This window comes from Marinobacter halodurans (genome assembly GCF_004327985.1).
In the GTDB taxonomy this organism is placed as follows: domain Bacteria; phylum Pseudomonadota; class Gammaproteobacteria; order Pseudomonadales; family Oleiphilaceae; genus Marinobacter_A; species Marinobacter_A halodurans.
The window spans coordinates 51,161-75,458 of record NZ_SJDL01000021.1 but is presented as its reverse complement, the minus strand read 5'-3'; the positions used below and the strand labels follow the sequence as shown (position 1 = coordinate 75,458).

Genomic DNA, 24,298 nt, shown 5'->3' with positions numbered 1-24,298 from the left:
ATGTATAATCACCTGCCTCAACTGAATTGAGGGATTCCCGAAGGCATCCGTTGCTGGCAGAAGCGCCCTGATGGCCTCCAGACGGATCGCTTTTCCGGCGTCCCGACCATCTTTAACCCGGTACGAAGCAGAAACCTCCATGGAAAAGACTTACCAGCCCGAGAATATTGAGCGTCAGTGGTACCAGACCTGGGAACAGAATGGCTACTTCCGCCCCAGCGGCGAAGGCGACCCATTCTGCATCATGATCCCACCGCCCAATGTCACCGGCAGTCTGCACATGGGGCATGCGTTCCAGCACACCATCATGGACACCCTCACCCGCTTCCGCCGCATGCAGGGGCGCAATACGCTCTGGCAGGTCGGTTCCGACCACGCGGGGATCGCCACACAGATGGTCGTCGAGCGTAAGCTGGCCAGCGAAGAAGGCAAGACCCGCCACGATCTGGGTCGTGACGCGTTCATCGACCGGATCTGGGACTGGAAGCAGGAATCCGGCGGCACCATCACGCGCCAGATGCGCCGGCTGGGCAACTCCGTGGACTGGGACCACGAACGCTTCACCATGGACGACGGCTTCTACCGGGCCGTGCAGGAAGTCTTCATCCGCCTGTACGATGAGGGCCTGATCTACCGCGGCAAGCGGCTGGTCAACTGGGACCCGAAACTGCACACCGCCATTTCCGACCTGGAAGTGGAAAACAAGGAAGAGAAGGGCCACTTCTGGCACCTGCGCTATCCGCTCGCCCATGGTGAAACCACAAAAGACGGCAAGGATTACCTCGTCGTCGCCACCACCCGACCGGAAACCATGCTGGGCGACACCGCCGTCGCCGTCCACCCGAGCGACGAGCGCTACCAGCACCTGATCGGCAAGACCGTCCTGCTGCCTTTGGTGAACCGCGAAATCCCCATCGTGGCGGACGAACATGCCGATCCGGAAAAAGGCTCCGGCTGCGTCAAGATCACCCCGGCCCACGACTTCAACGACTACGCCGTCGGCAAGCGCCATCAGTTGCCGATGATCAACGTGATGACGCAGGACGCCAACATCCGCGCCGAAGCCGAAACCTTCGACAGCGACGGCACGCCAAACGCCGGCATCGATGGCACCCTGCCCGCGGCCTACGCCGGCCTGACCCGCGAGGACGCCCGCAAGCAGATCGTCGCCGACATGGAAGCCGCCGGCCTACTGCACCAGGTGGAAGATCACGTTCTGAGCGTGCCCCGGGGCGACCGCTCCGGCCTGATCATCGAGCCGATGCTGACCGACCAGTGGTTCGCCGATGCCAAGACCCTGGCCATGCCGGCCATCGAGGCGGTCGAGGATGGCCGTATCGAGTTCGTGCCCAAGAACTACGAGAACATGTACTTCTCCTGGATGCGCGACATCCAGGACTGGTGCATTTCCCGCCAGCTGTGGTGGGGCCACCGCATTCCGGCCTGGTACGACGCCGACGGCAACATCTACGTGGGTCGCGATGAAGCATCGGTGCGCGAGAAATACAACCTCGCCACCGACCTCCGGCTGGAACAGGACGAAGACGTGCTCGACACTTGGTTCAGCTCGGCGCTGTGGACCTTCGGCACCCTGGGCTGGCCGGAGGAGACCGAGCGCCTCGCCACCTTCCATCCCACCGATGTGCTGGTGACCGGTTTCGACATCATCTTCTTCTGGGTCGCCCGGATGATCATGATGACCCTGCACTTCATGAAGGACGAAAACGGCAACCCGCAGGTGCCGTTCAGGACCGTCTACGTCACCGGCCTGATCCGCGACGAGCAGGGACACAAGATGTCCAAGTCCAAGGGCAACGTGCTGGATCCGCTGGACATGATGGATGGTATTTCCCTGGACGACCTTCTGGAAAAACGCACCGGCAACCTGATGCAGCCGCAACTGGCCCAGAAGATCGCCAAGCGCACCCGGAAGGAGTTCCCCGAGGGCATCAGCGCCCATGGCACCGACGCCCTGCGCTTCACCCTCACCTCCCTGGCCACCACTGGCCGGGACATCAACTGGGACATGAAGCGCCTGGAAGGCTATCGCAACTTCTGCAACAAGCTCTGGAACGCGGCCCGCTACGTGCTGATGAACACCGAAGGCGAAGACTGTGGCGCCAACGATGAGCCGGTGGAGCTGTCCCTGGCCGATCGCTGGATCATCAGCGCCCTGCAGCGCTGCGAGAAGGAAGTCACGCGGCACTTTGACCAGTACCGCTTCGACCTGGCCGCCTACGCCATCTACGAGTTCATCTGGAATGAGTACTGCGACTGGTACCTGGAGCTGTCAAAGCCGGTCCTGACGGACGACGGCGCCTCCGCCGAAGCCAAGCGCGGCACCCGCCGTACGCTGGTCCGCGTGCTGGAAGCCGTGTTGCGGCTGGCGCACCCGATCATCCCGTTCATTACCGAGGAAATCTGGCAGCGCGTCGCCCCGCTGGCCGGCAAATCCGGCGACTCGATCATGCTCCAGCCTTACCCCGCGGCCGAGGAAGGCAGGATCGACGCCACCGCCGAGACCGATATCGAATGGCTCAAGGGCGCGATCATCGCGGTGCGCAACATTCGCGGCGAAATGAACATTTCCCCCGCCAGACAGATTCCGGTGCTGATGCGCGGCCCGGCATCCGATCGCGAGCGTCTGGAGAAGAACCGCAGCTTCCTGGTCTCCCTGGCCAAGCTGGAAAGCCTGCAATGGCTGGGCAACGAGGAAGCCCCCATGTCCGCCACGCAGCTCGTGGGCGAGATGGAGGTGCTGGTTCCCATGGCCGGACTGATCGACAAGGCCGCCGAACTGGAGCGCCTGGACAAGGAACTCGAGCGTATTGGCAAGGACATCAAACGCCTCGAGGGCAAGCTGGGCAACGAGAACTTCACCGCCAAGGCCCCGGCCGAAGTAGTCGAGAAGGAAAAAGCCAAGCTGGCCGATGCCCAGAGCAGCCTGACCCGCCTGCAGGACCAGCGTGGCAAGATCGAAGCCATGTGATCCGGGTGCCGCACCGATGACCGACAAGGAACGCTCCCCGATCCTGATCATCGGTGCCGGCGCCATGGGCCGGCTCTGGGCCGGCCATCTCTCCCCCCATGTTCCGGTGCGATTGGCCACGCGCACGTCGCCCGATGCGTCCATCCAATACACCCTGGTTGATGTCGAGGGCGCTCCGGAACTCGTCGAAGTAGGCCCGTCAGGCGATACAGCACCCGAATGCGTGCTGGTCATGACCAAGGCCCCCGACGCCGAAGCGGCGCTGGCCGCCTTCGCCAATGCCCTGCCTCCCGCCGTCCCGATCATCCTGTTCCAGAACGGCATGGGGAGCCAGCAGGCTATCGCCGCACGATTCGCCCTTCGCCCGGTGTTCGCCGCTTCGACCACGGAAGGCGCCTATATCGATGACGGCAGGGTCATCCACGCCGGCCGCGGGACCACCTGGCTGGGGCCGTTGACGTCGACGGCCACGCCTCGGCTCGGTACGGTGATCGCCCTGTTGCGGCTTAGCGGACTGGATGTCGAAAGCGATCCTGATATAGAAGGCAGGCTCTGGCAGAAACTCGCCGTCAATGCCGGCATCAACCCCTTTACGGCCGTTCTCGACTGCCCGAACGGCGAGATACTCGGACACCCCTATTTCGAAGAGCGCATCGGCAGGGTCTGCCGGGAAGTGGCCGCGTTAATGCAGGCATCGGGACGACCGGCCGAAGCCCCAGGGCTGGAAGCCCAGGTCCGCGACGTGGCCCGACGCACCGCCGCCAACAGCTCCTCCATGCGCCAGGATGTGCGGGCCGGCAGGGCCACGGAGATCGATATGATGAATGGCTTTGTGGTGCGGGCCTCGGCCATCCATGGCCTTGATGCGCCCGTAAACCGTGAACTCACAGACGCCGTGAAACTCCTGAAGCAGGACTGAACCATGGGATACCGACTTTCCAAGATCTACACCCGGACCGGCGATGACGGCTCCACCGGCCTGGCCGATGGCAGCCGTATTGCCAAGAATGCCCTGCGCGTCGACGCCATGGGCACCGTCGATGAACTGAACTGCCAGATTGGCGTGTTGATCGAATACCTGGAGGACGAGCCCGAGCTCGCCGAACTGATGCGCAAGATCCAGCATCACCTGTTCGATCTGGGCGGCGAATTCGCCGTGCCGGGCAGTCACATCATCGGCGACGATCACATCGAGTGGCTGGAGAGCACGCTTGATCATTGGAACGAAGATCTGCCCCCGTTGAAGAACTTTATCCTGCCCGGTGGACGCCGGGATGCGGCGCATTGCCACCTGGCCCGGGCCATCTGCCGTCGCGGCGAGCGGGTGGTGGTGGCGCTGGGACACGAGGATTCCATCAACGAATCGTCCCGCCGCTACCTGAACCGGCTCTCGGACCTGCTGTTCGTGGTGGCGCGCGTGCTGGCACGACGGGATGGCGGCGAGGAGGTGCTGTGGTCGCCGACCCCGCCAGCCGGGAACAGGTAAACGGAGCTCCGCGAAGAGTAGTCTTTCTTTGAATCCGAAGAGGCCGCCCACGCCGTGAGCGGCCTTTTTTACATCACACCCGGAATGACGCAACCAGACGCCGCAACTCCGATGTCACATCCGACATTTCACGGGAGGCGGCCAGGGTTTCGTCCGCGTTGCCCGCCGTCGTGTGGCCCAGTTCGGCAATCTGCTCAACATTGGTATTGATGTTTTTGGCGACCGCGGACTGCTCTTCCGAAGCCTGGGCGATCTGTTGACTCATGTCGACGATGGTGGAAATGCCCGCCAGAATTTTCTCGAGGGCCTGGGTTACCTCCGACGATTTCTCGACGGTGGCGTCGGTCACCTCGTGGCTGTTGGTCATGGCCTTGACCGCCTCCTTCACCCCGCCCTGCAGGCGACCGATCATCTCTTCAATCTCTTCGGTCGACTTGTGCGTGCGCTGGGAAAGGGAGCGAACCTCGTCGGCCACTACGGCAAAACCGCGCCCCTGTTCGCCGGCCCGTGCGGCTTCGATGGCGGCATTCAGCGCAAGCAGGTTGGTCTGCTCGGCGATGGCCTTAATCTCGACCAGCATCTGACTGATGCTGTCGCTGTCTTCGCTGACCCGGTTGATGGTCTCCACCGCGCCCCGAATCTCATTGGCCAATCGATGGATCGTCTCGACGGTCTCGGTCACCACCTGACGGCCCTGCTCCGCATCATTTTCTGCCGATCCGGCGGAGTCCGAGGCGCGCTGGGCACTCTCGGCCACTTCCTGCACGGTGCCCACCATCTGGTGCATGGCGTCGGAGATCTGCTCGGTTTCGGACATCTGGCGCTCGACGGCTTCGCTGTTGGCCGACGCGCTGTCGTTGACCCGGGTGGCCTGGGCGTCGACATCGCCGGTGGTCCGGCTGACCGAACGAATGAGCTCGGCCATCTTCGAGGTCATGTTGTTGAACTCGTCCGTCAGGGCGCCCAGTTCATCGCGGTTATCCAGATCGATCCGGACCGTCATATCGCCTTCGGCCACCTGGCGGGCCGCCTTGCCAAAGCGGGATATGGCCTTCTTGACGGAGACAAAGAACCCCAGGTAGAGATACACCACGATCAGCAGTACGATCCCCAGCACCAGGAAAATCACCATCCTCTGGTTGGTTTCCCGGTTCAGCCGTTCCGCCAGGTTGCCATCCACCACCTGGAAGATTCGGTCCATCAGCTCGAAGTTGGTTGCCATCAACGGAGACACAAGCTTGTCGAAGTCCTGCCAGGACATCTCAAGCCGGTATGGCGTAATCACGTTGGTATCCAGGGCGTCGCGCACCTTCAGCACGTTCTGTACGACCTTGTCGGCCAGCTCCGACTGCTGGCCCAGTGCCGGAGAAGAACCCTGCGCCACTTCGAATTCCGACTTGAGGCGACTGTTCAGCGTGGTCAGGTTATCGAAGACACCGTTCATGACATCCGCCATGGCGTAGCCCACGGTTCCCTGATCCAGGCTGAACATACCGAAAGCACGGGCAATCCCTTCACGGCTGGCCGCGTCGTGGAGTGAGGTGGTCGCCAGTTGCAGCAGCATCTGGTTCTCGGTCTGGGGGTCGTTGGCCAGGCCGGACAGTTTGAGGGTCGATTCCAGCAGGGCCCGCGCTTTCTGCACGAACTCCTGGTAATAGGTTACCTGGGGGTCAATATTGCTCTGGAAGATATCCTCGCTGCGCAGCTTCTTCCAGGCACTGTTCAGTGCCTCGACCTGCGCCTTCCAGCCGCCGGTGTCGAAGGACGCCTGTGTCTCCATCAGGCTGGACAGCTGGGCATCGATGACGTCCGCGGCCTCTTCGCTTCGGGACAGGAAGGCATCGTCATTCTTCATCTTGCCAACGGCGCGAAAATCCCGGTAATCGTAGGCCGCCTGAATCAGTTGATTGACCTGCCGCACCTGGACGAGACCCTGGGCTTCGTGGCTGATCCCTTCGATGGATTGATTGAGCTGGCTCACCAGCAGGTAGGAAAGGCCTCCGATCGGAAGCAGGAAAAGCACGCTGATCAGGCCGAACTTGTAGATCATCGGCAGCCGGTTCATCAGCGCGACAGCAGGATACAGAAGCTGGTTCACTCAACCCCCTCAAACACGTGGTGCTCGCTTTTAATTCGTTGTTTTTATGGTGGATGGCGCTATCTCGAAAGAGAGCGGCGCCGCTGTGCCATCGTCTCCGCACGACGGCGACGTCTTGTCTGATCAGGAGCCTCTGATTTGATTGTCGTCAAGATGCTAAAAAACTTGAATTTATTTTTGTTCCGACTTTGTTAAACCCGATCAAATTTTCGGTCTAAACGTGTAATAAGCGAGAGGGAGGATACGAAAACGGCTGCGGAAAATCACGTAAAAAGACCCATGATGGCCAACAACGCCAACCCGCAGATCCAGACGAACATACTGCGATTGAGCAGGTCGCGAACCGCTCGCAGGCTTCGCTCGCCGTAATCCGGCCATTCGTCAGGATGGCTCCGGGCAAACCGCTCCGGATCCAGCGAATAGCTGGACAACGCCCCGTTGGCGCTCTCGAAAAGCAGTTCGGAAGCCGTTTCCCGGGTCTGATGGAGCAGTCTCCTGCGGGCCCCGCCCATCCAGCCACCGAGATCGCCGGCAATACCAAACGTGATGCTCAGCCCCCGTGCTGGAATCCAGGCAAGCAGGTGGACCAGGCGAGCGAACGGTTCGCGCCCGGCCGGGTGCGGCCAGTGATCGCGCAGCGCCACCGACAGCCGGGCCCCGATGGCCCCCGCCGGCCCCAACAGCACGTACCAGAAAATCACCAGGAAATAATGCTCGAAAATCACCTGTATGAATCGTCGGGACAGCAGCACGTGCAATTCGCGGGGCTCACTGGCCAACCCTCTCGTCTCCGCCGGCAACAGGTGATTGACATGATGCCACGCCGCCGCGAGGTCGCCGCGGCGCCAGGCTTCGCCGTAGGCTCTCAACGGATTGCGCCAGCCCGGAACGCCCATCATGGTGATCAGCACCACCAGGTCCAGCGGCCAGGTCAGCATCCAGAGACGGCCACGGCCTAGCCAGACGTCGACGGCGCCCACGAGCAGGACCGCGGATATGAGGATCGCGAAGCCGGCCAACGGGCGCCCTTCCCGGCCCGCCTCAACACCCGGCAGTCGCGCCAGACGATGTCGCAGGCGCGCATCCAGCCCCTCATTGACCGATCCGTCCAGCAGACGACGCACGACATAGGCCAACAGCAGTATCAGGAACCCCATCAGTTTTCCCCCCGATTCCGGATATTCGCAACCAGACTGAGAAAATAGGCCCAGTCAAAGGCCGGACCCGGGTCGGTCTTTCGCCCGGGGGCGATATCGCAGTGGCCCGTCAGGCGATCGGTGGTGATCGCCGGCCAGCGCTGCATAATCGACTGGGTGAGCTGTGCCAGGGACCTGTACTGCGCGGTCTCATAAGGCTGATCGTCCGTACCCTCGAGCTCAATACCGATGCCAAAATCATTGCACTCGTCTTCGCCGCGGAAAGACGAACGCCCCGCATGCCAAGCCCGGTCCAGAAAGGAGACGAATTGCACGCAACGGCCGTCCCGGCGAACCAGCACGTGAGCAGACACCTTGAGATCCCGGATCTCCTGGAAATACGGGTGGTCGTCCGGATCGAGGGTATTACAGAAAAAGCGCTCGATGGCGTCGCCGCCGAACTGCCCCGGCGGCAAGCTGATGTTGTGAACCACTACCAGGGAGATTTCGGCGCCTTCGGGCCGCGGGCCAAAGTTGGGCGAAGTGCAACGACGGGCGTGACGGAGCCAACCGGCGTCGTCGATCTCGAATGATGGGACCTGGGATTGGAAATTCAACGTGCTTCCACCGCTACCGCGTTACGGAACCTGAACGTGGTCAGCAATTCTACGGTGATTGAAGCACAAAGCAACGTGTCGAGCCAAAAAGCCACCGGCCGCCGGGCCTTTGCTTCAGTCCCGACGGCTATGGCGCAGGTTGTCGATAATGGATTCCAGCGCCCGGTCAAAGATCAGGCCGTCATCCAGCATGGAAACTTCACCGGTGGCGAGGGCCCGGGCCACATCCGCCTGGTCATATTCCGCCACCTTCGCCCCGTTACGATTGACGAAGATGTACTTGCCGGTCGCCTTGATCACCGCGGCCAATTTACAGCGCAGCTTCTGGCCCTCCGCCTGCAGCTCAACCCAGGAACCGACCCGCAGCTTCTGCGCCATTTCCAGCCACCGGCTGTCCACGTCAGTCTCCGGCTCCGCAACGGCGTCGTTTGTCCCGTCCGTTCCCTGCGCCAGGGCCGGCTCAGTAGCAGCATCCGGGCTTGCGGTCGCCAATGTCTCGGGGACTGCCTCCGCCGCAGGTTGCGGTGAACTGAACTCGGCAACCGCCTCGGACACCGCCGCATCATCCATCGTCTCTGCTGGCGTCGCCGTATCATCCGACGGTGACATGGGGGCCTGCACCGCCAGTTGCTGCAGGGTGTCCACATGCGCCAGTTCCAGGTCGCGCATCATCGCATCGCTGGCAAACGGGTCCCAGGAAATGGAATGCAGGCCCTTGCGCAGGTTATCGACGATTGACGGAATCCGGCGCAGCAATTCTCCCCGCGTCTGCTCGGTCACTTCCTTCGGGTCGACACTCCAGACCAACTCCCTGGCCAGTGCCACGGACTGCGTCCAGGCATCGCTGGCCTCGCCCTCGCGCAGATACAGGAACTGCAGCACCTTGGACCAGGGTTCGTCGAGGATGGCTTCGACAACCGGCGGCAAATGGCGGCCCTCGCGCAACGAGTCGATCACCTCCGCCGCCGCATCGCGGGCACGTTGCTGGCGGGCGCGCCCCTCTTCCGCATCACGCAGGCGCTGTTCCACCAACTCACGACGGCGCCGGTCCAGATCCATGAAGTGGCTGAATTCGTCCAGGAGCTCGCTGAAAATCTCAACGTTATCGCTGAAATCGCTGATCAGCCGATCAACAACGGACTCGATTTTCTCCCGCAGCGGATCGCGCTGACCGGACGCCTTCTCGTTCCAGCCAATCCCCGCCATGGCCAGTTCATTCAACAGTTTGCGGGCCGGATGGCCGCCCCGGTTGAAAAAGCTGCGATCCAGCAGTGCCACCTTGAGAATGGGAATCTGCAACCGGCCGATGACGTTCTTCATCGGCAACGGCAGTTGCCGGTCTTCCAGGATGAAATCAAACAGCATGGTGACCAGGTTGATGACGTCGGCATCCACCTGATTCAGGGCCCCCATCGTCTGGTTCCGGCCGGCCAGCATGGATTCCACCTGGCGAGTCAGATTGCCACCGGGCACCTCGGAATGACCCGCGCCATGTTCGGCATTGAGTATGTCCGACCGGCTTTGCAGAACCGCCAGCCGGCGCATCAGCTCAACCGTACCGATCACACCTTGCTGGCCGGTGGCCGACGACGCCGATGAATCTGCCGGCCCGGTCTGTGTATGGAGCAGTGCGGAGAGTTCGGAGAAGGTCGGGTGCCTCCCCTCACCGCCGACCGGCGTATAGGTCTCGCCCGACATCGACGGTGCGGACGGCGGCACGGGACGACGCGCCACCGGCTGGCGCGGTTCACCGCGACCGGCCACGGGCGGTCGCTTCATGTCGGGGAGCACGCCATCCTTGACCAGCAACGTATTGGCTTCCCGGTAGAGGCGATCAAGGCGGTCAATGAACAGCTTGTCGAACAGCTTGAGCACGACCAGCTTGGCCCGGATATCGATATCCAGGTCATTGCAGGCCTCCTGCAGGCCGCCGCAGATGATCTCGGGACTCAACGGCATCTGGCGATCGGACAGGTTGGCATTGGGAATAAGGTGCTCAATACGGACTGCGAGCATTCGGATGGAGTCGGTGTAGCGGTTACGCAGCTTGTTGACCAGATTGTCGATCGCCACCTGCTGCTCATGGTCGCCGTGATCAACCAGACTGAGGCTGTCCTGGTCGATTTCCGTCAGGTCTCCGGAACGTCGGGACTGGGGGTCGAAGGTGCCCACTTCGTTGAAAGCCCGGGCCACCCACTGCAGGATCGACAGGGACATGGCCTTGCGCCGTAAACGCAGTTCACGCATGGCGTCGAAGTAAGCGGTCTGATCCTGGTTGGTGCCGGCCTTGTCGGCGAGATTGAAGAGCGCGTCGTCGGCGCTGTCGAAAAACTCCCCCAATTCCTTACGCAGTGCCTGGCTGGAATAATCCCGCAATCGAATCAGTGCCGACGGCAGCGAAAAGCTGCTTCGCTCGCGTGCCCCGCCATGCAGACTGACAACCCGACTGTCATTGGTCATTACAACGTCCCCGACAATGGCCCCGTCGAAATTCCGCTTTATAAACAGGCGGTTGCTAAAAACCCGGGTGCCCTGCACATGCCCCGTGCGGCCATGCGCCATTTCACATTAGTTTACATCCATGCTGCATCATAGGCGGTTTCCACGTCACCTTGTGTCAGGTTTTGTCACCGTTTGTGTTCCCCGGAACCAGTTCACACTTTTTATAATCTTTTCCTTTCTATTCAATATGTTAAAAAAATGACAAGAAGGTCGTACAACGTCGGTGGTGACGGCGCACGTCACCCGTTTACGGACAGCACTTGGCGACCACAACGCCAGCCAGTAAACTCCGGGTCCGCAACCTGCCATCCAATCCCAAGCACTGGAGTAATTCCGCCTCATGACTGCCATTTCCCCGGACCAGTTGAACCAGTCACGCGTACAGGCCGTCGCCCTGAGCCTGCAGGAGGATGTCGGGAGTGGTGATATCACCGCCATGCTGATCCCGGCGGATCGACACGCCTCGGCACGGGTCATCACCCGGGAGTCCGCCATCGTCGCCGGAACGGCCTGGGTCAATGAAGTGTTCCGGCAGGTTGACCCGGATCTGGTGGTCAACTGGACCTGTGGCGACGGCGACCGGGTCGCCCCCGATGCGACGTTGTTCACCGTAGAGGGCAATGCCCGCAGTATCCTGACCGCAGAGCGCTGTGCCCTGAACTGGCTGCAGACGCTGTCCGGCGTGGCCACACGCTGCCGCGACTACGCCGACCGGGTTGCCCACACGTCGGTGAAACTGCTGGACACCCGCAAGACACTGCCCGGACTCCGGCTGGCCCAGAAATATGCCGTTACGTGTGGTGGTTGCCACAACCACCGCACCGGACTTTACGACGCCTTCCTGATCAAGGAAAACCACATCGCCGCCTGTGGCTCGATCGCCGGGGCCATCGACACCGCCCACCAGATCGCCCCTGGCAAGCCGGTGGAGGTGGAAACAGAGAACCTGACGGAGTTCCGGGAAGCCCTCAAGGCCGGAGCCGACATCATCATGCTGGACGAGTTCTCCCTTGAGGACATGCGCACGGCCGTGGCGGAAAATGCCGGTAAGACGCGCATCGAAGCGTCCGGTGGCATCAACGAATCCACACTGGTACCTGTCGCAGAGACAGGAGTGGACTATATTTCTCTGGGAACATTCACCAAGGACGTCAAAGCCGTGGATCTGTCGATGCGCCTGTCCATGTGATCCCACACCCGGGAGGCATTGGACAGCACAGCCGGCAACGACACGTCGTCTGACACGACCACGAATTTACAGATGGTAACCGTATCCCGGTATGCGCTGCGAAAATTCGGAGTAAGCTATTTAAAGTGTCAAATGATTGTAAAACACTATGGCAATGACGGGAATTTCGGCATCCAGGGAATCACGGTCATGCCGACAGACTGAATTCGAACCCAGGGAATCAGGGCAACAATTCGCACCAGGGAAGGATTTTATTTGAACGCACCATTCCAATCACTCGATTCATGGAAAGCGGTGCTTGCCCCAGTATTGATCGCAGCTGTTATCGCCGCGCTTGCCGGCGTCAGCATTCAGCTGCCATCGGGGGTCAATCCCGCATCGATTATCTGGCTGCCGTCCGGGCTTGCCCTGGCACTGCTTATCCTCAGGGGACGGGAAGCCGTCCTGCCGGTGATCGCCGGCCTGTTTTCCGCCGGCCTACTCTATGTCTATCAGTCGCCGCCCGACACTCCGGATCCACTGACCACCTTTCTCGCGATACTGCTGTCCTACCTGGCTGCGCCTTTCGCGGCGTACTGGGTTTTCCGGCAAGCGGCGGGCAACCGCAACCCCCTGTCGGATTACGTCGGCTTCCTCTGGTTCCTGGGTGCCGTCACCCTGGGGGCCCTGGGTGCAGCGCTGCCCATTACCTATCTGGCGTCCCTGTACCTGACCGAGGACCAGATGCCTCTCAACGAGGTACTGCTCTTCAGCTGGTTCGGCCACAGCCTCGGCTGCCTGACCGTAACGCCACTGATCCTGAGCCTGGTGCGCGAGCCCATGGTTTCGAGACTGTTCCTGCGGCCGCTGGAATGGGTGCTGTGGCTGGCCGCGCTGGTCTTTGTCCTGGGCATGACGGCGCACAGTGTCCTGCAGGCGCTGTTCCTGCTGTTGCCGCTGATGACCTGGGCCGCCACACGCTTTTCTCTCAGCGGCAGCATGCTGGCCATCACCATTTCGACCTATGCGGCGCTGGCAAGCGTGTTCCTGCTGGGCGATCCAGAGATCAAGCTGGGAATGGGCGCCCTACTGAGCGAAACGCTGATCATCGCCATTGGCGGCACCTCCTGCTACGTACGGGTACTGCTGGCCGACCGGGAGCGGGTCGCAAACAGCCTGGAAACAACGGTGGAAGAACGCACCCGGGAACTACAGATCACCAATTTCGAGCTGAAGGACGAAATTTTCATCCGGGAGCAGGCCGAAAAATCCTTCCGCCGTTCATCGCGTCATTTCCGGGCGCTGTTTGAGAACACCAGCAACCCGATTATCGTGGTGGATGACAAAACACTGATTCGCCAATGGAACAGCGCCGCCGAAACGCTGTTCGGTTACAGTCGCGATGAGGCCCTGGATCGCAACCTGCTCGACGCCTTTATCCCGCCGGAACAACGTGACGAGCTGGCCTGGAAGATGACCAAGGTCCAGAACACCGGCCTCACCCGTGACCAGATTGAAACCCGGGTCACCAGTTTCGATGGCACCAGCCATACGCTGCTCTGGAACATCAACCGACTGCAGGAAGAGGACGAGGATGCCCCCGCCCACATCATTCTGATCGGGCAGGACATCTCGGAGATCCGGGAGACCCAGAACCAGTTGCACTACCTGGCCCATTACGATGTCCTGACCAATACCGCCAACCGACGGCTGTTCGAGGATCGCTGCCGGCAGGCGATCACCAGCGCCCTGCGTCATGGCCACTACTGCGCCCTCATTGCCCTCGATGTCGACCATTTCAAGCGCATCAATGACACCCTGGGGCACGATGCCGGCGATGAATTGCTGCAGGAGCTCGCCCGCCGGCTGCAGCATAACGTACGTCAGGAAGACACCATTGCCCGGCTTGGTGGCGACGAATTCGCCATCCTCCTGAACCAGGTCAATGGCGCGGAAGGCTGCGAGAAGGTGGCCCGGGGCATCCTGTCAGCCATTACCGAGCCCGTGCGGGTACCCAGCGGGGAGCTGATCATCACATCCAGCATCGGCATCACGCTCGCGCCGGTGGACGGAACCACTTACGAAGATCTGCTGAAAAACGCCGATATGGCAATGTACCGGGCGAAGAAGGCCGGCCGCAACAATATCCAGTTCTTCAGCCACGACATGAACACGGAAATGCAGCGCCAGATGGATCTGGAGCGGGAGTTGCGGGAGGCCATCCGCGGTGGACAGCTGGACCTGCATTACCAGCCCATCATCAACGTCCGCAACGGTCGCATCGTCGCCCTGGAAGCCCTTCTGCGCTGGAACCATCCCAGCCGCGGTCTACTGACGCCGCAGGACTTCCTGGACGTCGCGGAACAGACCGGCCAGCTGCAGCAACTGGGCGAGTGGGTTTGCCACAATGCGTGCCTGCAATCCCGTGCCATCCAGGCGATGAGCCCGGCGCCGGTGACCGTCAATATCAACCTGTCCTCACGCCAGTACAACCACCCCCAACTGGCTACGCGACTCCAACGGATCATCGACGAGACCAACCTGGATCCGAACCTGCTGGCGCTGGAGATCGACGAGCGGGTGCTGAGCGATCGCCTGGAGGAAACGGCCCGCACCCTGGCCCGTCTCAAGAAACTGGGTATCGGATTGGTCCTCGACCGGTTCGGCAGCGGGCTGTCCTCGTTGCGTCTGCTGCGCGACCTGCCGTTCGATCAGGTGAAAATCGACCAGGATCTCCTGCAACAGGCCCCCGACGAGGAGAACACGGCCGCCATCGTCCACACCCTGATTAACCTGGCCCGCCAGCTCTCACTGACCGTCGCCGCCTCGGGCGTTGAAACCGCCGACGAAGACGCCTTCCTGCGCAGTGCCGGTTGCCATCTGGTGCAGGGGCACAGATTCTGTCCGCCGCTGCCGAGTTCCAGCCTTGGCGTGCTGTTCGATGAGATGCGCAGGGGTCGTCGACTGTTACCGGAAGACCAGTTCTCTCTGCCGCTGAAACAGAACCCCTCCGGCGACAGCAAGGGCTGACGCCGCAGGCACGGCATTCAGGTACGGGAAGATCGGGGTGTGGCGGGAATGCCGCTCAGGCATCCCCGGACAGCAGGGCGTCTATGCGTGCCAGCTCGTTGATGACGATACGGCCGGACACCGGTTCCTGGCGAAAGAACTCCTCCGCCATCGGAGCAATGCCCGAAACCGCAGGCAGCGCCCTCTCCTCTTCGATCAGGTCCTTCATCCTTGGCAGGAAGATAAACTGAAGCCATTGCGTGAACGTCAGCGTATCGACACAGAATGGCTGCGAGCTCTGCAGGGCCTCCGGTTCGGGCGGTTCATGCTCCCAGTAGTCCAGGCGGCGTAACTCCACCTCGATCGCCAATAAGCCATCAGCGATGTAAGTGACCTGTTCATCGTTTGTCTGGGCCAACCTTCACTCCCGCCCCTAGAGGGGTTCAACGTCCACCTTCTCACCGTTGAGAAGGCGATAGAGATCCACGTACTGGCGAGTCAGGTTGTGCTTAGGTGCAAGATGAACCAACGGCTGACGCGCCTGATGCGACTCCCTCATTTTAACCGATGAAGAGAGTCGAACGGAAAGGATGGGCAGCCCTTCCTCGACCAGTTCCTGCACCAGTTTTCGCGGCAGTGAGGCCCGCGGCTGGAACTGGTTGGCGATAATGCCCTCAACCAGCAGGTCCGGGTTGTGGTCTTCCTGCAGATCCTGGATCTCCCCGAGAATGCTGTAGAGGGCCTGCCGGGAGAAATCGTCGCAATCGAACGGGATCAGGCAGCGCTGCGCGGCGATCAGGGCCGAACGCGTGTAGAAATCCAGCGCGGGGGCCGTATCGATGTAGATGGTGTCGAAATTCTCGCCCAGCTTCTTGAGGGCTTCCCGCAGTTTGTAGATCTTGTGCTTGGCTTCCAGCTTGCGCTCAAGGAAATCCAGTTCGGGACTGGACGGCATCACGAACAGGTTGGGGAACGGCGTGGCGTGGACGAATTCGTCCGGACGACGGTTGAACACCGAAAACGACACGGTCTGCTCCAGCAGGTCGGCCACCGTATCGCGCAGTTCCGCCGCAGGCTTGCCTAACAGATACTGGGTTGAATTACCCTGCGGATCCAGGTCCACCACCAGGGTGCGCTGCCCTTCCGCAGCGGCGATGGCCGCCAGGTTACAGGTAATGCTGGACTTGCCGACCCCGCCTTTCTGGTTGAAAACGACTCGTCTCATGATGATGTCCATTCCCTTCTGTTGTTGGCCTGTAAAAATGGGCCACCACGGAACTACCAGCCCATCACGGATTTGACGAACGGAATCGTCAGACGCCGCTGCTCCCTTAACGAGCTCTCGTCGAGGCGCTCAAGGATAGCCAGTAATTCACCGGTATGACGCGATGCCCGTCTCAGGATGAATCGGCTGACGTCCTCCGGCAGCACGAGACCCCGCCGTTCGGCGCGGGTGCCCAGGATTAACAGACGATCCTCGTCTCGCGGCAGGGCCAACTGCAGCACGATACCGTGCTGCAAGCGCGATGCCAGATCACGCAGACCAATGGCAAGACGGGCCGGCGGCTCAACGGCGCTCAGGATCAACTGGTGGCCGTTATCCAGCATCCGGTTGAAGAGGTGGAACAGCGCCTCCTCCCAGTGCACATCACCGGCAACGGCCTCGATATCGTCCAGGCAGACGCGTTCGAAGGACTCCATGCCCTGCAGCACATCCGGCCCCAGCGGCAGCAGTTCCTGGAGATTCAGGCACAGGGCCGAAAGCCCACTGCGCTCGGCGTGGTGGCAGACTGCCTGTAACAGGTGGCTCTTGCCAGTCCCACTGTCGCCGCAGACCACGACAACCGGAAGATTGGCATCTTCTGACAAGGCTTTGAGCTTCTCCGCCGCCAGGGCGTTCTTCTGCCCCAGGAAGTTGGCGAAGGTGGCATCGTCATGTAGACGGACGCCAAGTGTTAGCTGTGAACCGTCTAGTGTGTTGTCAACCATGCACGACGCGCCCAGACGAAGATGTAGTGAAGACCGCTCACCAGCGCCATCGCGGCGACCAGCCGGATTCCCCCGGGGATGACCCAGGGCGGCATCGGCAGACCCGCCAGGTAGATGACAATGGCCAGGACCACCAGGATCTGGATCAGGGTATTGAGCTTACCCAACCCACTGGGGGCCATATCGAAGCGGCCGATGAAGAAATGATAGGCCAGGGCGCCGCCGACGATGAGCAGGTCCCGTCCCAGCACCAGCGCAAACAGCCAGACCGGCAAAACACCGGTCAACGTCAGTATCAGGTAGGCCGTAATCAACAGCGCCTTGTCCGCCAGCGGATCGGCGATCGCCCCCAACCGGGATTTCCAGTTGAAATGACGCGCCAGGAAGCCATCGACCCCGTCCGAAAGCGCTGCGACCAGAAACACCATCAGCGCGACCCCGTACCGCTCCTCGTACAGGGCCAACGCAAACGGCATGATCAACAACACCCGGATGAAGGTCAATGCGTTGGGAATCCAGCGCCAGCGATTGGCTTCGGTCACCTGCGACTCCAGTAGCGGTTACTCGGCCGCACCAACCGGCGAGCCATTGCCGACCCAGCGATACCGCAGGACCGGATACAGGGACTCGAACGATTGCTCGCTCTCAACCGTCGCGGCGTCTCCCTCAGTCTCCACCGGACGGTAGGCCAGGGCCCCTACGACACGGGCTGCCGCGTCGGGCGAAGCAGATGGCTCATCACCCGCACCGGTCGATTCCTCACGGTCAGCCGGTACAGGGGCGGTCGCAGCCGTGTTCGATCCGGAGGCCGATACCTTGCCCTGGACACCAATCGTCTGGCGCTCCGCTTCCACCGGCTGGAAACGGTGATCCAGGGCGATGTACTCCTTCAGGACCGACAGCTCGCCGGAGAAGGACACGCGCAGGGTGGCCACGTCACCGGCAGCCTGAACCGGCCCGGCGGAGACGACCGGCGTCATGTGCTGAAGCGACGTCAGTACATGACCGTAATCCTCGACGGACTGGATGTTCTCGACTTTCAGGTCCACCCGCTGCGCATCGGAAACCTTGCCGGCTTCCACCGAATAGCGGGCTGCCAGCAGGTTGGCCCAGGCATCGACCACGGCCGTCGCCAGCGCTTCGGAGGAGGCCGCGTCGCGCACTTCACCGGTTTCACTGAAAGCAGGACCGTCAAGACGCCAGTTCGCCTCCCAGCCGGGGCCCCGACGACTGACATTCACCACACTGATCAGGTTATGCGGGTACGCGGATGACGACGTCCGTATGCTGTCCATGAACTGCCCCCGGATATCCGACGTCAGATCTCGCTGGTCCCGCACTTCCGACGGCGGCAGCGCAAATGGCAGGCCACGCTGGACCGCCGCCTCCCGGAACGCCCGCGACCACCGCCCATGGGCGTCGAGACCGTTATCGTCCGACGTCAGCACCCAGCGATCGCGACCGGAGTCCACCGCAACCCACCCCAGGGTCAGCGGCCGGTTGGCCCCCCAAACCGGAACCTGCATATTGGCCAGGGCCCGGTTGACCGCTACGGCGCCGTAGGTAATGGTGAGGACGTCATTGCCCTCCGGCGATGTCTGGTACTGATAGGCCTGGACCAGGGATTCGGCCTTGCCCAGCAGCGCATCCACCTGATCGCTTTGCAGGACATCCGGGTTACCGGCGACACGCGCGAGCACCTGCTTCAACCCTTCGGCGTAGGCGGCCTGCTGGGACGCTGGAGACGTATCGGCCACCGGGACCTGGACCTGGTACAGCCCTTCCACCGTCACCGCTGACGCCATGCCGGGCATGATCACCACGAGCAACAGGAGCATCATCCTGAGCTGTGACATCGCTGCTGACTTCATTAATCACCCTGCTGTTTGGGAAACGCTGAAAAACCCGGATCGTCGATGAAGCACCCGGTGCATTGCACCGCAACGCGTCGCCGCAAGGACTTTTCCAGACGTTCCTTGGCTTGATTGGCGCATAGGATACACCAAGGTCCCGGCACTGAGTAGCGAGCCGCGGACCGGTCGCCTCTCCATTTTTTAATCGCGCCACGGTGGGCCGGTTTCGGCTTTCCGTCATATCACCCTCCAGGCATTGGACCGGCCCCCGCCACCTGCTAAAATTGCCGCCCTTTTTCCTGATCAGGGCAGCACACATCATGACCGACCAGAAAACCGGACTCACCTACCGCGATGCCGGTGTGGATATCGACGCCGGCAATGCGCTCGTGGAGCGCATCAAACACACCGCCTCGCGGACACGTCGCCCGGAAGTCCTGGGTGGCCTGGGTGGTTTTGGCGCCATGGTGGCCCTACCCTCCGGCTACAAGGAGCCGATCCTGGTGTCCGGTACCGACGGCGTCGGCACCAAGCTGCGTCTGGCGATGCAACTGGGCCGTCACGACACCATCGGCATCGACCTGGTGGCCATGTGCGTCAACGATCTGATCGTCGGCGGCGCTGAGCCGTTGATGTTCCTCGACTATTACGCCACCGGCAAACTCAACGTTGACGTGGCCGCCGACGTCGTGGATGGCATCGGCCGGGGTTGCGAGCTGGCCGGTTGCGCCCTGGTGGGTGGCGAGACCGCCGAAATGCCCGGGATGTACGAAGGTGACGATTACGACCTGGCCGGCTTCTGCGTGGGCATCGTCGAACGCAATGAGATTATCGACGGCCTGAACGTCAGGGCCGGCGATGCCCTGATCGCCCTGGGGTCCTCCGGCCCCCACTCCAATGGCTACTCCCTGATCCGCAAGATCATTGACGTCAGCGGCGCCGACCTGGACATGGCGATGGGCGATACCACCCTGGGCAACGCCCTGATGGAACCCACCCGGATCTACGTCAAGAACCTGCTGAAGCTGATCAAGACCGTCGGCGTGCGGGCCATGGCCCACATCACCGGCGGCGGCCTGCCGGAAAACATTCCCCGCGTATTGCCGGACGGCACAGTCGCCGTTGTCGATACCGAGAGCTGGACCCTGCCGCCGGTCTTCCAGTGGCTGAAGGACGCCGGCAACGTGGAAGACCGTGAAATGTACCGCACCTTCAACTGCGGTATCGGCATGGTGATCTGCGTGCCCGCCGACCAGGCACAGGATGCGCTCGACACCCTGACCGGCCTGGGCGAGACCGCCTGGCGCCTGGGCCACATCGAACACCCGGCCAAGGATGCCGGCGAGACCGATCGCGTCGTCTACCGCCCCGGTGCCGCCCGCTCATGAATGCAGCCATGGACCCATCCGGCAACGACAACCCGCTGGAACCGCGCATCGTCGTCCTGATTTCCGGCACCGGCAGCAACCTGCAGGCCCTGATCGAATCCACCCGTGCGCCGGGCCATCCCGGGCGTATCGTGGCCGTGGGCTCCAACCGGCCGGATGCCGCCGGCCTACAGCGGGCCGAGCAGGCCGGCATCGAAACCTTTGTGGTCGATCACACCACGTACAGGGATCGGGCCAGTTTCGATGCGGACCTGCTTCGCAAACTGGAAGCACTGAACCCGGACGCCATCGTCCTGGCCGGCTTCATGCGCATACTGACCGAAGATTTCGTGCGCCATTTCCGCGGCCGCCTGATCAACATCCACCCATCGCTGCTGCCGAAATACCAGGGCCTGAACACGCACCAGCGGGCCCTGGATGCGGGTGACGCGACTCACGGCACGTCGGTCCATTTCGTGACCGAAGAGCTCGACGGCGGCCCCGTCATTGCCCGGGCGGAAGTGCCGGTCCTGGAGAACGACACCGCCGACACCCTGGCGGCCCGGGTCAAGGCCCGCGAGCACGTGCTCTATCCCATCATCCTGCGCTGGTTCTGCGAAGGGAGAATTGCATTGGGCAACGATGAAGTGCTGTTCGACGGAAGCCCACTTCCACAGGTACTGAGCCTGCCGGCCGACGCCTACCAGTAGGCATTAATTCAACGTCACGGAAATGCGGTTGCGGGCTGCTACCGCATACTCTAGTTTTGGAATAAACCCGGACCGGCCAGGAACCGCACCAACCGGTCCCCGCGTCATTGACGACTCCGGACGACAGATTCATGCACGCACTGCTTCGACTCGTTATTTTCGGAAAGCTGGCCGCCCTGTTCCTGCTGGCGGCCGCACCGGCCCTGGCCGCCGGTGAGCCACAACCGGGCCTACTCCCCTACTCGGCCACCTATCGGGCTACCCTGGACAAGGGGATTCCCTTCAAGGGCTCAGCCACCCGCACCCTCACCAAACAGGACGATGGAAGCTGGCTGTACAACTTTCAGGTGAAGTCCTTTATTGCCGACATCAATGAAAGCTCACGCCTGAACTGGATCAGCGGCCATGCCCAGCCATCGATCTACCGCTATGCCCTGGAAGGTATGATGATTCCGGACCGCCACCGGGCCATCGACTTTAACTGGGCCGCCCACCAGGCCACCGGCAACTACGAGGGCCGGGAGGTGGATGTGGCGTTCCCGCGCGGCGCGCTGGATCCCTTGAGCTTCCAGCTCCAGTTGCAGCAGGACGTGAGGGATGGCGAACAGGAGATGCACTATAAGATCGTCGACAAGAACCGGATCGACGAAGACACCTTCGCCGTGCTGGGAGAAGAAACCCTGAACGGCAAGTTCGGCAACGTGAACACGATCAAGGTGGAGAAGGTGCGGGCGCCCGACAGCAAGCGCAAAACCCTAATGTGGTTTGCCCCGGACTGGAATTACCTACTGGTGCGACTGATCCAGATCGAACCCGACGGGACCCGCTACGAGATCCACCTGGAAGAAGCGACCGTCAACGGCGATCCGATCCGGATTCAGACCAAATCCTGAGCACCTCATCGGCAATGATCGCCAACCCCTCCGCGACCCGGTCATCGTCCTGGGAATAGGTCACGCGCAGGCACTCATGGCGATGGCGCCAGTCATCGTCCGCCAGTCCCGGGAAGAAATAGTGCCCGGACACCACCAGCACGCCCCGCTGTTTCAGGCGCTCATAGAGTTCCAGACTGCTGACCGGCAGATCCGGGAACCATAACCACAGGAACATCGCGCCCTCTGGCTTGTGTACGGACCAGGGGCAGCGATCTCCCAGCTTGTCGTGCAATACGGCGACAGCCTTCTGCATCTTGGCCCGGTAGAACGGGCACACCACATCACGGCTCAGGGACAGGATCTCTCCACTGCGCACCAACGGCTCGGCCAGCATGGCACCGAAGCTGCCGGTGGCGAGGTTCATGATCGCGTTGATACCCGACAGCGCCCGGATCACCGGTTCGCTGGCAATGACGATGCCGGTGCGGGCTGCCGGCAGGCCGAGCTTGGACAGACTCAGGCAGAGAATGATCTGGTCGTTCCAGCGCGGCGTGGCGTCGACGAACAACAGGCTGGGAAACGGCGTACCATAGGCGCCGTCGACGATCAGCGGCACATCATGCTGGACCGCCAGCGCCTCCAGGCGCGCCATTTCCTCATCGGTGACCACATTGCCGGTCGGGTTGGTCGGGCGAGAAACACAGATGGCACCGGTTTCATCGGTCACACTCAGGGCGTCGAAATCCACCCGGTACTTGAACTCGTGGGACCCGGTTTCGGTGATCTCCGGCTTGACCGCCCGGAACAGGTCATGCCCCAAACCCGCGTCCGCATAACCAATATATTCCGGCGCCAATGGCAGCAGGATATGACGCTGGTGGCCCTCGCCATCGTCCCCGCCGAACATGTTGAACAGCATGAAGAACGCCGCCTGGCTGCCGTTGGTCAGGGCGATGTTCCCGGGTGTGAGCCCCCAGCCGTACTCCCTGTTCAGCAGGTCCGCCAGCGCGCTGATGAACTGCTTCTCACCCTGGGGCGGATCGTAGACACCCACGAGGCGGCGGAATGCCTCATCGTCTTCGGTCAGGGATTTCAGGATGTCCCGCAACCGGTCCTGGATGGCCGGCACGTGGCCCGGGTTGCCACCGCCCATCATGATCATGTCGTCACCAGACGCCAGGGCATTCCCCAGATCGTCCATCAGCGACGTGATCCCGGCTTCAGCCGTGAACTTGCGACCGAATGCGGAGAGTTTCATGAACGGCTCCCGTTACTCATCATCGTCCAACGCAATCCCCAGGTTGCTCACGCCGCCATTGGCCGCCTCCTCTTTTATCGAGGCCACGAACGTCTCGGTCGGCACCCGCTGCTTCTTCAGGGACAGCAGCAAATCCCGCTGGAACAGCTTGTCCGCTTTCATCAGCTCATGCCTGTCGAGCAGTCGAACCAGCGCATCCTCATCCAGATCCTCGCCCTCGGCCATCTCGATGAACTGGGCCACGGTTGCGGTGACCCACTGGGAAGCCTCAAGGGCACGCTGTTTGGTGCTGTTCAGGCGGTTCAACAGAGCCTGCTCCAGCAGCTTGCAGAAATCGTCGGCCGGATAGACGCCGTACATGTCGTAGGCGTCGGGATCCGGCGCCAGGTTCTCCAGTCGCGCCAGCGCCTGGGTCACCCGGGCGTCGACATTCTTCTCCTGGAGCATGTCCCAGGCCTGATCCAGCAGCAGCCGCATCTTGGCCGCGTGCTTGGCGCCAATGGCGTCGTCGAACAGCACATAGTTGGGAAACCCACGCTCGGCCAGCGCCAGGATGAAGACGAATTCGCGCCATCCCCGCAGTTGCTCCAGGGCCTTGATAAACTGGTTGGCGTTCACGAGCGTTTCTCCGTCAACAAGGACACCGCCATACTCCGGGCCCGGTCAGGTCCGCGGCAGGGTGACGCCACGCTGCCCCTGGTACTTGCCGCCCCGATCCCGATAGCTGGTGTCGCACACCTCATCGGATTCGAAGAACAGCATCTGGGCCACCCCTTCGTTGGCGTAGATCTTCGCCGGCAGGTTGGTGGTGTTGGAAAACTCCAGCGTGACCTGGCCTTCCCACTCCGGTTCCAGCGGAGTGACGTTGACGATGATACCGCAGCGCGCGTATGTGGACTTGCCCAGGCAGACGGTCAGGACATTGCGCGGAATCCGGAAGTACTCCACGGTCCGCGCCAGGGCGAACGAGTTGGGCGGAATGATACAGACGTCGCTGGTCACGTTGACGAAGCTGTCGTCGTCGAAATTCTTGGGATCCACCGTGGCCGAGTGGACGTTGGTGAAAATCTTGAACTCGTTGCTGCAGCGAACATCGTAGCCGTAACTGGAGGTGCCGTAGGAAATGACACGCCCCTTGGAGGACTCGCGCACCTGATCGTGCTCGAAGGGCTCGATCATGCCGTGTTCCTGCGCCATGCGCCGGATCCACTTATCGGATTTAATCGTCATCGTCTGGTTCT

The 24,298-nt window shown here is 61.8% G+C and carries 20 protein-coding genes; 8 read left to right on the top strand and 12 right to left on the bottom strand.

The window, feature by feature from the left end:
- Positions 1-139: 139 nt before the first annotated feature.
- Genes EZI54_RS13830 through EZI54_RS13820 form a run of 3 tightly spaced genes read left to right on the top strand, consistent with a single transcriptional unit; the run spans position 140 to position 4,475 of the window.
- Entirely contained in the window at positions 140-2,989 is a 2,850-nt protein-coding gene (locus EZI54_RS13830) for a valine--tRNA ligase (RefSeq protein ID WP_131482474.1), read from the top strand.
- Between the two features lie 16 nt (positions 2,990-3,005).
- Positions 3,006-3,908 carry a ketopantoate reductase family protein gene (locus EZI54_RS13825; RefSeq protein WP_131482473.1) on the top strand — a complete coding sequence of 301 codons (903 nt, stop codon included), beginning with the start codon at positions 3,006-3,008 and terminating at the stop codon, positions 3,906-3,908.
- Positions 3,909-3,911: 3 nt separating this feature from the next.
- Positions 3,912-4,475, top strand: a complete 564-nt coding sequence (locus EZI54_RS13820) for a cob(I)yrinic acid a,c-diamide adenosyltransferase (protein WP_131482472.1) — start codon at positions 3,912-3,914, stop codon at positions 4,473-4,475.
- Between the two features lie 73 nt (positions 4,476-4,548).
- On the opposite strand, the gene EZI54_RS13815 is transcribed toward EZI54_RS13820, so the two are convergent.
- The 4 genes from EZI54_RS13815 to EZI54_RS13800 all read right to left on the bottom strand — a co-directional run bounded on the left by EZI54_RS13815 (position 4,549) and on the right by EZI54_RS13800 (position 10,786).
- Positions 4,549-6,525 carry a methyl-accepting chemotaxis protein gene (locus EZI54_RS13815; protein WP_207389217.1) on the bottom strand — a complete coding sequence of 659 codons (1,977 nt, stop codon included), beginning with the start codon at positions 6,523-6,525 and terminating at the stop codon, positions 4,549-4,551.
- Between the two features lie 311 nt (positions 6,526-6,836).
- Complete coding sequence (ampE, locus tag EZI54_RS13810; RefSeq protein ID WP_131482470.1) at positions 6,837-7,730, bottom strand: regulatory signaling modulator protein AmpE; 894 nt, start codon at positions 7,728-7,730, stop codon at positions 6,837-6,839.
- Positions 7,730-8,293: a 1,6-anhydro-N-acetylmuramyl-L-alanine amidase AmpD gene (gene ampD, locus EZI54_RS13805; protein ID WP_242674470.1), complete on the bottom strand. Its 564-nt coding sequence runs from the start codon at positions 8,291-8,293 to the stop codon at positions 7,730-7,732. The genes ampE and ampD overlap by 1 nt, the downstream gene beginning before the upstream one ends.
- Before the next feature lie 147 nt (positions 8,294-8,440).
- Positions 8,441-10,786 (bottom strand): DUF1631 domain-containing protein, encoded by a 2,346-nt coding sequence (locus EZI54_RS13800; protein ID WP_131482468.1) that lies wholly within the window; start codon positions 10,784-10,786, stop codon positions 8,441-8,443.
- A 382-nt stretch (positions 10,787-11,168) separates the two neighbouring features.
- On the opposite strand from EZI54_RS13800, the gene nadC reads away from it, so the two are divergent.
- On the top strand, positions 11,169-12,017 hold the full coding sequence (nadC, locus tag EZI54_RS13795) for a carboxylating nicotinate-nucleotide diphosphorylase (RefSeq protein WP_131482467.1): 849 nt from the start codon (positions 11,169-11,171) through the stop codon (positions 12,015-12,017).
- Positions 12,018-12,326: 309 nt separating this feature from the next.
- Positions 12,327-15,026, top strand: a complete 2,700-nt coding sequence (locus tag EZI54_RS13790; protein WP_131482466.1) for a bifunctional diguanylate cyclase/phosphodiesterase — start codon at positions 12,327-12,329, stop codon at positions 15,024-15,026.
- A 55-nt stretch (positions 15,027-15,081) separates the two neighbouring features.
- On the opposite strand, the gene EZI54_RS13785 is transcribed toward EZI54_RS13790, so the two are convergent.
- The 5 genes from EZI54_RS13785 to EZI54_RS13765 are packed head-to-tail and all read right to left on the bottom strand — an operon-like array spanning position 15,082 to position 18,865.
- Positions 15,082-15,423, bottom strand: a complete 342-nt coding sequence (locus EZI54_RS13785) for a YqcC family protein (protein WP_131482465.1) — start codon at positions 15,421-15,423, stop codon at positions 15,082-15,084.
- A gap of 15 nt (positions 15,424-15,438) precedes the next feature.
- Entirely contained in the window at positions 15,439-16,230 is a 792-nt protein-coding gene (locus EZI54_RS13780) for a ParA family protein (protein WP_131482464.1), read from the bottom strand.
- A gap of 53 nt (positions 16,231-16,283) precedes the next feature.
- Positions 16,284-16,994, bottom strand: coding sequence for a DnaA regulatory inactivator Hda (hda, locus tag EZI54_RS13775; protein WP_131482463.1), 711 nt, complete (start codon positions 16,992-16,994; stop codon positions 16,284-16,286).
- Positions 16,976-17,536, bottom strand: coding sequence for a CDP-alcohol phosphatidyltransferase family protein (locus EZI54_RS13770; protein ID WP_278248723.1), 561 nt, complete (start codon positions 17,534-17,536; stop codon positions 16,976-16,978). The genes hda and EZI54_RS13770 overlap by 19 nt, the downstream gene beginning before the upstream one ends.
- A gap of 18 nt (positions 17,537-17,554) precedes the next feature.
- On the bottom strand, positions 17,555-18,865 hold the full coding sequence (locus tag EZI54_RS13765; protein WP_131482461.1) for a DUF2066 domain-containing protein: 1,311 nt from the start codon (positions 18,863-18,865) through the stop codon (positions 17,555-17,557).
- A 302-nt stretch (positions 18,866-19,167) separates the two neighbouring features.
- On the opposite strand from EZI54_RS13765, the gene purM reads away from it, so the two are divergent.
- The 3 genes from purM to EZI54_RS13750 all read left to right on the top strand — a co-directional run bounded on the left by purM (position 19,168) and on the right by EZI54_RS13750 (position 21,817).
- Positions 19,168-20,235, top strand: a complete 1,068-nt coding sequence (purM, locus tag EZI54_RS13760; RefSeq protein ID WP_131482460.1) for a phosphoribosylformylglycinamidine cyclo-ligase — start codon at positions 19,168-19,170, stop codon at positions 20,233-20,235.
- Positions 20,232-20,924 (top strand): phosphoribosylglycinamide formyltransferase, encoded by a 693-nt coding sequence (gene purN, locus EZI54_RS13755; protein WP_242674467.1) that lies wholly within the window; start codon positions 20,232-20,234, stop codon positions 20,922-20,924. The genes purM and purN overlap by 4 nt, the downstream gene beginning before the upstream one ends.
- Before the next feature lie 131 nt (positions 20,925-21,055).
- Positions 21,056-21,817: a DUF3108 domain-containing protein gene (locus tag EZI54_RS13750; protein WP_131482459.1), complete on the top strand. Its 762-nt coding sequence runs from the start codon at positions 21,056-21,058 to the stop codon at positions 21,815-21,817.
- Here the strand turns inward: EZI54_RS13750 and EZI54_RS13745 are convergent.
- Genes EZI54_RS13745 through dcd form a run of 3 tightly spaced genes read right to left on the bottom strand, consistent with a single transcriptional unit; the run spans position 21,780 to position 24,287 of the window.
- Positions 21,780-23,057: a valine--pyruvate transaminase gene (locus tag EZI54_RS13745; protein ID WP_131482458.1), complete on the bottom strand. Its 1,278-nt coding sequence runs from the start codon at positions 23,055-23,057 to the stop codon at positions 21,780-21,782. The two genes, EZI54_RS13750 and EZI54_RS13745, sit on opposite strands and share 38 nt — an antisense overlap.
- A 12-nt stretch (positions 23,058-23,069) precedes the next feature.
- Complete coding sequence (locus tag EZI54_RS13740; RefSeq protein WP_131482457.1) at positions 23,070-23,675, bottom strand: YjaG family protein; 606 nt, start codon at positions 23,673-23,675, stop codon at positions 23,070-23,072.
- Positions 23,676-23,720: 45 nt separating this feature from the next.
- Entirely contained in the window at positions 23,721-24,287 is a 567-nt protein-coding gene (dcd, locus tag EZI54_RS13735; RefSeq protein WP_123635530.1) for a dCTP deaminase, read from the bottom strand.
- Positions 24,288-24,298 lie beyond the last annotated feature (11 nt).

Bases quoted from the DNA above. Each gene is read 5' to 3' on its own strand.
- EZI54_RS13830 (WP_131482474.1), top strand. From the start codon at position 140: ATGGAAAAGACTTACCAGCCCGAGAATATTGAGCGTCAGTGGTACCAG.
- EZI54_RS13825 (WP_131482473.1), top strand. From the start codon at position 3,006: ATGACCGACAAGGAACGCTCCCCGATCCTGATCATCGGTGCCGGCGCC.
- EZI54_RS13820 (WP_131482472.1), top strand. From the start codon at position 3,912: ATGGGATACCGACTTTCCAAGATCTACACCCGGACCGGCGATGACGGC.
- EZI54_RS13815 (WP_207389217.1), bottom strand. From the start codon at position 6,525: ATGATCTACAAGTTCGGCCTGATCAGCGTGCTTTTCCTGCTTCCGATC.
- ampE (WP_131482470.1), bottom strand. From the start codon at position 7,730: ATGGGGTTCCTGATACTGCTGTTGGCCTATGTCGTGCGTCGTCTGCTG.
- EZI54_RS13800 (WP_131482468.1), bottom strand. From the start codon at position 10,786: ATGACCAATGACAGTCGGGTTGTCAGTCTGCATGGCGGGGCACGCGAG.
- nadC (WP_131482467.1), top strand. From the start codon at position 11,169: ATGACTGCCATTTCCCCGGACCAGTTGAACCAGTCACGCGTACAGGCC.
- EZI54_RS13780 (WP_131482464.1), bottom strand. From the start codon at position 16,230: ATGAGACGAGTCGTTTTCAACCAGAAAGGCGGGGTCGGCAAGTCCAGC.
- hda (WP_131482463.1), bottom strand. From the start codon at position 16,994: ATGGTTGACAACACACTAGACGGTTCACAGCTAACACTTGGCGTCCGT.
- EZI54_RS13765 (WP_131482461.1), bottom strand. From the start codon at position 18,865: ATGAAGTCAGCAGCGATGTCACAGCTCAGGATGATGCTCCTGTTGCTC.
- purM (WP_131482460.1), top strand. From the start codon at position 19,168: ATGACCGACCAGAAAACCGGACTCACCTACCGCGATGCCGGTGTGGAT.
- purN (WP_242674467.1), top strand. From the start codon at position 20,232: ATGAATGCAGCCATGGACCCATCCGGCAACGACAACCCGCTGGAACCG.
- EZI54_RS13750 (WP_131482459.1), top strand. From the start codon at position 21,056: ATGCACGCACTGCTTCGACTCGTTATTTTCGGAAAGCTGGCCGCCCTG.
- EZI54_RS13745 (WP_131482458.1), bottom strand. From the start codon at position 23,057: ATGAAACTCTCCGCATTCGGTCGCAAGTTCACGGCTGAAGCCGGGATC.
- dcd (WP_123635530.1), bottom strand. From the start codon at position 24,287: ATGACGATTAAATCCGATAAGTGGATCCGGCGCATGGCGCAGGAACAC.